Raw genomic sequence first — 6,346 nt, forward strand, 5'->3', positions numbered from 1 at the left:
CGCTCCTGCCTCCTTGTTTGGTTGTTATGGTGCAGCCGCTGCCGCCGAGCCCGAGCCGGAGCCGGAGGCAAACTTGTGCGCAAGCAGAATGCCGGCCTCCTTCATCAGCGCAGCGATGAGCCTGGCGACTTCAAGCGCGCCGGTCTCGTTAAAATGAGTGTCGTCCTGCACGCCATCCGGATAATTCGGATGCTCGCCTGGGGCGAGCCAGACGAACCACGCTTTGCTTGCTTCCGGCCCCATCCGGCGGTACGCCTCCTGCGTAACGGCTTGCACATCGAGCAGCGGAACGCGCTGCTCCGCCGCCAACGCTCTGACGGCGTCCGGGTACTGTCCATGGGTGCCGACCAGCTCTCCGGCGGCGCTAAATTTGCGGCGGTCGACCGAAGTCAGCAGCACCGGATGCGCCCCTTTGCTTCGCGCGAGGTCGACATAACGGCGAAGAAAGTCCGGATACGTGGAGTCCGGCTCCGTATGCCGCTCCGCATCAGACTTCTGGTCGTTGTGGCCGAACTGGATCAGCAGGTAATCCCCTGCGCCGATCGCCTCTTCAATGCGGCGGATATGGCCTTCTTCGATGAAGCTCTTCGAGCTTCTCCCGCTGCGCGCTTCGTTGCGCACCAACACCGACGGCTCGAACAAGGAGCCGAGCATTTGCCCCCATCCCGCCATGGGCGAGCGGTTCTCGGCATAATTTGCGGCGGTCGAATCACCGGCAATAAATACGGTAATGCCCTTATCGACATCCGCCAACGGCTTCATAGCGCGATTCCCTCCAATCGTATAAGAGCTGCGATTGTTTCCATTGTATCGCATGAAATCGCGCTAATCTTCATACGGACGTGTCTGGAATGCGAGAAAGTTTGTTTTTTTTGTCCAAAACATGCGTGAATGCGATAATATAGATGTATGCGGTTGCAAGGAAAGGTATCATGGCAGCAAAATGTCACGTTAGCGAGGAGGAACCGGCGTGCGCGATGTGTTCGGTCCGAAATACACGATCGGGGAACTGGACTTTTCCATTCAATACATGCGGCGAAAAGGGTTCTCGACGATGAAGGACCCGCATTTTCATCCTTTTTACGAAATTTATTATTTGCTTCAGGGAGAGCGCGTTTATTTTATAAACGGTCAAGTTTATACCGTTCAGCGGGGCGACATGATCATTATTAATCCGCATGACGTTCACCGGACGACCAGCTCGAACGTGCCCGAATTCGAACGAATCCTGATCAATTTCAGCCATGATTTCGTCAAGACCGAGCTGCCGGGAACGGATATTTCGCTGCTGCCGTTCGCTCATGGCTCGAGATTGGTGCGGTTCCCGATGAAGGAGCAGCCGGACATCGAGAAGCTGATCAAGGACATGCTTGCCGAGTGCAAGCACGAAGAAACCGGCTACAGCGCCTATGTCCAAGCTACGCTGGCCAAGCTGCTGATCCGCATATACCGGCACAACCAGAGCCGGAGGCAGGAGCCCCCTCAATACGCTCACCCGATGCACGAGAAAATGACGGAAATCGCAACCTACTTGAACGATCATTTCATGGAGGATATTCGCCTCGAGCATATCGCCGAGCAGTTCTATATCAGCCCTTCGTATTTGAGCCGCATCTTCAAGAAAATTACGGGCTTTCATTTCCGCGAATACATTCAGGTCGTGCGGGTCAAGGAAGCGCAGCGCCTGCTGCTCGATACGAAAGAGAAGGTGCTGACGATCGCGGAGAAAACCGGATTCGGTCATGTGGCGCATTTCAACACGACGTTCAAAAAAATAACGGGCGTCACCCCGCTCCGTTACCGGAAGCAAGCAGGCAAACACCCGGTTCAGCCCAACGACGAGGAGTGACACTTTAAATATGGCGGCCCGCCCCGTCGTGTAATAGCGGGACGAGCCCTATCTCCCCAGTGTGGCGGTGCATCTCATTGTTCCCTTCTTACTCGAGATCGAAGTCGTCGGTGCGAAACGGCGCAGCCGGCAGCCCGTTTCCGCCGAACAAGCTGAATTCGGGCATGTTCTGCCATGCGTATCGCACCGCGACCGGCGTCGGTATGTCCGGATGGTATACTTCCACCCGGTTCCCGGCGATCCGGGCTTCCGCGGGTACAAAACGCCGGTCGGGCCCGCAGATCGTAAACCCCGCGAGCCGTTCCTGCGTCCCGCACAAACCGTAGGAGGCCTCATCGAACCCTATCATCGCCTTATTCCCTTCCACTTGCATCACGCGGTAACGTGGCCCTTGCGATGCTACCTGTTCGCCGTATACGTCGGAGCGTGCGGCAAGCAGCAGCCGTTCCGCCACCGGTCGCTTCCTTACCGGGTGGATGTCATGCTCCCCGCAATCGATCGTAACGACCATGGACGTGCGGGGAACTGTGCGCGCCGCAGCTTCCTGCGATTCCCGCAGTGTCGCCCACACCGTGCCGTTCGGTCCTCGCAGCGGCGCGTAGGCGGAAAGCTGCACGATGAGGAACGGCAGGTCCGGCTTCTCCCAGTCCTCCCGCCAGTTTTCGATGAGCGCGGCCAGCCATTTGCGGTAATGCAGCGCCTCCTTCGGGACGGCGTTGCTTTCGCCTTGATACCACAAGACGCCGCGGACCGGGTAAGGGGCAACCGTTCTGAGCATCGTATGGTACAGCCCGCCAGGGCGAAAGTACGCCTTCGGGCCGATAGGCTGCGGCGGCCATATGAGCGGATTCGCCGATGCCCACCGGCGGTACCCGTCCAATCCAAGCGCGCGAATCTGCTGCCGGACATCGCCCCGCTCGTCGATCATGCGCTGCAGCTGCCGGATGTATTCGGCGTATTCACGTTCATATTGCTCTGCATCATGCGCTGCCACGTGATTCCGGTAATGGGCTAGTGTTGCGCCCATATCCGGGTCTTGTTCCAAATAACGCTCGCTCATCCAGGCTTGAATCGGCGTTCCGCCCCAGTTGCAGCTGATGATGCCGACCGGCACGGAACGTGATCGCTGCAGCAAGGCGCCGAAGTAATAGCCGATCGCCGAAAATTGTAGCGCGCTCTCCGGCGTGCACGTTTGCCAGCGGGCGTCGCCGGACATCGTCCCGACGAAATGCCAGCCCGGCACCCGGGCATCATGGAACGGGCGGCGCGGCGTTGTAAACAATCTGAGCTGCGGTGCCTTTGCGCTTGCCGCCTCCGCCAGCCCGTCTTCCGTAAATAACAGCGGCTGCTCCATATTCGACTGCCCCGCCGCCAGCCACACCTCTCCGACCAGCACGTCTTTCCGTACGATGACTTCATCGCCGCAGCGGGCGACCAGTTCGAACGGGCCTCCCGCCGGCTTCGGCTGCAGCCTTACCTTCCAGCGCCCGCCTTGCACGGTCGACTGCGCTGTCTCTCCTCCCCATTCAACCGTGACCGTCACTCCTTCGGGCCCGCTGCCCCACACCGGCACCGGCTCCCCTTGCTGCAACACCATATGATCCGTGAACATCGATGCAAGCTGAAACGACTGCTGCATGCGCTGCTTCCCTCCCGCACAACATAATTTATCCTAAGCATAGAACGGCTTCTACGCCTGCGCAATGGACGAAGTTGTCGAACACCTTGACAATATTGCTCCTCTACGCAATCAACCCCTGCGGCGAAGGTCCGGCCGCAGGGGTTGCAATAGACTGACTGATTGATAAATGATTGCTTTATCTGGCGATGCTTTGATCCAGTTTGCCCTGCAGACGCACGAGCTGCATCAGCGCCGTGGCGGCCTCTGCCTTCGTTACGGCGCGCGCCGGCTCGAACCGCTGCTGCGTTCCGTCGAACAATCCGAGCCGCACGGCCAGCCATACGACGCCTTGCTGCTTGATTTGTTCCCGGTCCGCAAAGGTCAGCTCGGTCCGCTCGTTAAACTGAGCCGCAAGCTTGCCGTACTTCATCATGCCGACAAGCAGCGCAGCCAGCCGTTCTCTGGTCAGCGTCTCGCCGGCGTCCAGCTTCGGCGTGATCTTCGGGTCCAGCCATTTGCTCTGTGCGAACAGCTCGGCGGCGGCGTAATAAGGGCTGTCCGCTGCAATATCTTCGAAGGTCGGCTTCGCTTCGCTTCCGCTGTAGCTTCTGCTGCTAACGTAATACGGGCTCACGGCCGCCGCCGCCATGTTCAGCCAGTCACCTACGGTAATCGCCTCCTCGGGGCGCAGCTCTCCGCGATCGTCCGGCTTCAGAATGCCGTAGCGCACCATCGTTTCGAGATCTTGCTGCGCCGGGTGGCCCTTCACGTCGGTAGGCATCGGCGCGGCTTTGTTGGCAGCAGGGTTCATCTCGTTCATCATCGACCGCCATTGGCCTGTCGAAGCGTCGAACATGGACCCCGTTTTGCTCTCGTCCTTGAATGCGTAGGCGTACGTCAGCTTCACGTTCGGCTCAATATAGCCATTGTTCTCCGTGTAGTAGCCGCCGAAGTTTTTGTACTGCAGCTTAAGCTCGGACGCCTCGCGGTAAGCCGCTTCAGCCTCCGCCTTCGTCGCCTTCGCCTGCAGGGACGCCGCCTCCTTGTCAATCTGCGCGGAGCGCGAGCTGCTGTAGGTGAGCAGTTTGCCGCTTGGACTCAACGCGACAGTCGTATAATCGCCGCTGACCGGAATATCCCCGATAAACCGCTGGAACCGGAAGCTGAAATTGCGGTTGCCGTCCTGCTTCGACGCGAACGGATCGCTGCCCATTTGCCGCAGTTCCTCCGAAGCGTTCGGGTACAGCCGGTTCACCAGCTCGAGCGCCTGGGCTTCGGCCTCCTGCTTCGTAACGGATGCCTCCTCGCCGGCGGTCTCCTGTGCCATCTGCTGCTGCATGTAAGGCGGGTAAAAGGTCGTTTCCCGGAATTCGAGAATTTGCCCAGTCGCCGCATCGACGATCGCACTCGATTGCGGCGAGCCGTACGGTCCCGACGGCGTCTTTTCCGACCAGTTCAAATTCCATACCTGCTTGTTTCGATCCGACCAATGGTTATTCAGGTAAGTGGGACTGCGCGTACGCGACTGCATCGCCGGCGATAACGCCTCGACCAGCTCGAATGCCTGATCTGACGTCAGCAAACCGTTCGCGTCCTGCCCCTTGACCGGCTCGAAGCGCCGATCTCCCTGAGGCACCTTCTTGAACTGCAGCTCTTCCGGCTGCACGACCTCGCCCGAAAAATTCAGGTAGTCGCCCGAATGCGCGTCAATGATCAGTTCTCCGACAGCCGCTGGCGTCCAGCCGAGAAACCATGTTTTTTCTTGCCCGTACGGCTTGTAGACCGGTATGTACTGCAATCGCAAATCGAATGCGGACATATATCGGCGTGTGGCATCCTCCAGCGATACGGTCGGCGTCGAGGAAGGATATTCATATACGGTTTTGTTCCGGTTATAGGCTGTCACTTCCCCGTTGCCGTCGACGGTAACCGAAATGTTCTCGTTCGGGCTCGGCAGGCCGTTGATCATCGTCGTGAAGCTAAAATAATATTGCACCGGCCCGAACAGCGCGCCCTCCATATATTTCGGCTGGTCTGCCGTGCGAATATCGGCCTCCGTCAAGCTCGGTGAAGCCTTGAACAGAAACGCCTTCGCCAGCCGGAACGCCTCTTCCTCAGACACTTTCGGCGGGTAATATGCCTCCTCTCCGTCCTCGTAGGGGCCGCCTACATGCGTTTGCAGCAGCTCCCCGCTGATGGAATCGACCAGGCTGTTGAAGCCGTAGCTGCTGTTGCCGTTTCTGATTTCCCAATTAATATTCCACACGTTCTGATAAGGCGCCGGATACGAATGATTGTTGCCGAGCTCCACCTGCCTCGGCTCGGCTTTATTCAGCTGCGGGAACAACGCCCGGACGATGGCCACCGCTTCTTCCTTCGTTATTTTCGCTTCCGGCTTCGCGGTTTCCTTCGCCATGCCCTCCGGGCCGGCAGACACCGGCTTCGCCGCCGCCGAGCCGCTAACGCTCGTGCCGCTGACGGTCATCGTTGTGGTCACCGTATCGGCGTAAGCCGTCATCGGCATAAGACTGAGACATAAGATCGAGAACAGGAACAGCTTGCGTTTGCTTCGCCGCATTTCCCGATGTCTTCGCATCGCCATCACACTCCAATTCTACCAAAATTTAGTGCATGCACTCCTTTCTAATACGCTGTCGGCAGCGAAAAGTTTCACTTGTTGAAATTTTCAACCGCAGCGTGAAAAGGAGCAGGCTGCTTCACCGAGGCCACTGAAGAACTTCCGTTTTTTCTACTGGCGTCCCTCATAAGTTGCAAAAAGACATCTACCTCCATTTTTTAGGGGCGGATGTCTTTTTTTGGAGTCTCTAAATCGGTCTACTCGCAGTGTCTTTTAATCTATCAGCTTCAATATTCGC

4 protein-coding genes are annotated in these 6,346 nt (G+C 58.1%); 1 reads left to right on the plus strand and 3 read right to left on the minus strand.

The genetic code is table 11. The features are described from left to right. Positions 1-24: 24 nt before the first annotated feature. The gene (locus KXG62_RS29090) at positions 25-762 is read right to left on the minus strand and encodes a rhamnogalacturonan acetylesterase (RefSeq protein WP_218095516.1); all 738 of its coding nucleotides are present in this window, start codon (positions 760-762) and stop codon (positions 25-27) included. A gap of 208 nt (positions 763-970) precedes the next feature. Here KXG62_RS29090 and KXG62_RS29095 point away from each other — a divergent pair, with 208 nt between their 5' ends. Beyond that, the gene (locus KXG62_RS29095; protein ID WP_246627691.1) at positions 971-1,849 is read left to right on the plus strand and encodes an AraC family transcriptional regulator; all 879 of its coding nucleotides are present in this window, start codon (positions 971-973) and stop codon (positions 1,847-1,849) included. Positions 1,850-1,937: 88 nt separating this feature from the next. Here KXG62_RS29095 and KXG62_RS29100 read toward each other — a convergent pair whose 3' ends face one another. Continuing rightward, positions 1,938-3,488, minus strand: a complete 1,551-nt coding sequence (locus KXG62_RS29100; RefSeq protein WP_218095517.1) for a sialate O-acetylesterase — start codon at positions 3,486-3,488, stop codon at positions 1,938-1,940. 178 nt (positions 3,489-3,666) lie between these two features. After that, a complete protein-coding gene (locus tag KXG62_RS29105; protein ID WP_218095518.1) occupies positions 3,667-6,066 on the minus strand; it encodes a YcdB/YcdC domain-containing protein in 2,400 nt (799 codons plus the stop codon). Positions 6,067-6,346 lie beyond the last annotated feature (280 nt).

It is taken from the genome of Paenibacillus solanacearum, assembly GCF_910593845.1.
GTDB lineage: Bacteria > Bacillota > Bacilli > Paenibacillales > NBRC-103111 > Paenibacillus_G > Paenibacillus_G solanacearum.

Coding starts and splice junctions, on each gene's coding strand:
- KXG62_RS29090 (WP_218095516.1), bottom strand. CDS start 762: ATGAAGCCGTTGGCGGATGTCGATAAGGGCATTACCGTATTTATTGCC.
- KXG62_RS29100 (WP_218095517.1), bottom strand. CDS start 3,488: ATGCAGCAGTCGTTTCAGCTTGCATCGATGTTCACGGATCATATGGTG.
- KXG62_RS29105 (WP_218095518.1), bottom strand. CDS start 6,066: ATGCGAAGACATCGGGAAATGCGGCGAAGCAAACGCAAGCTGTTCCTG.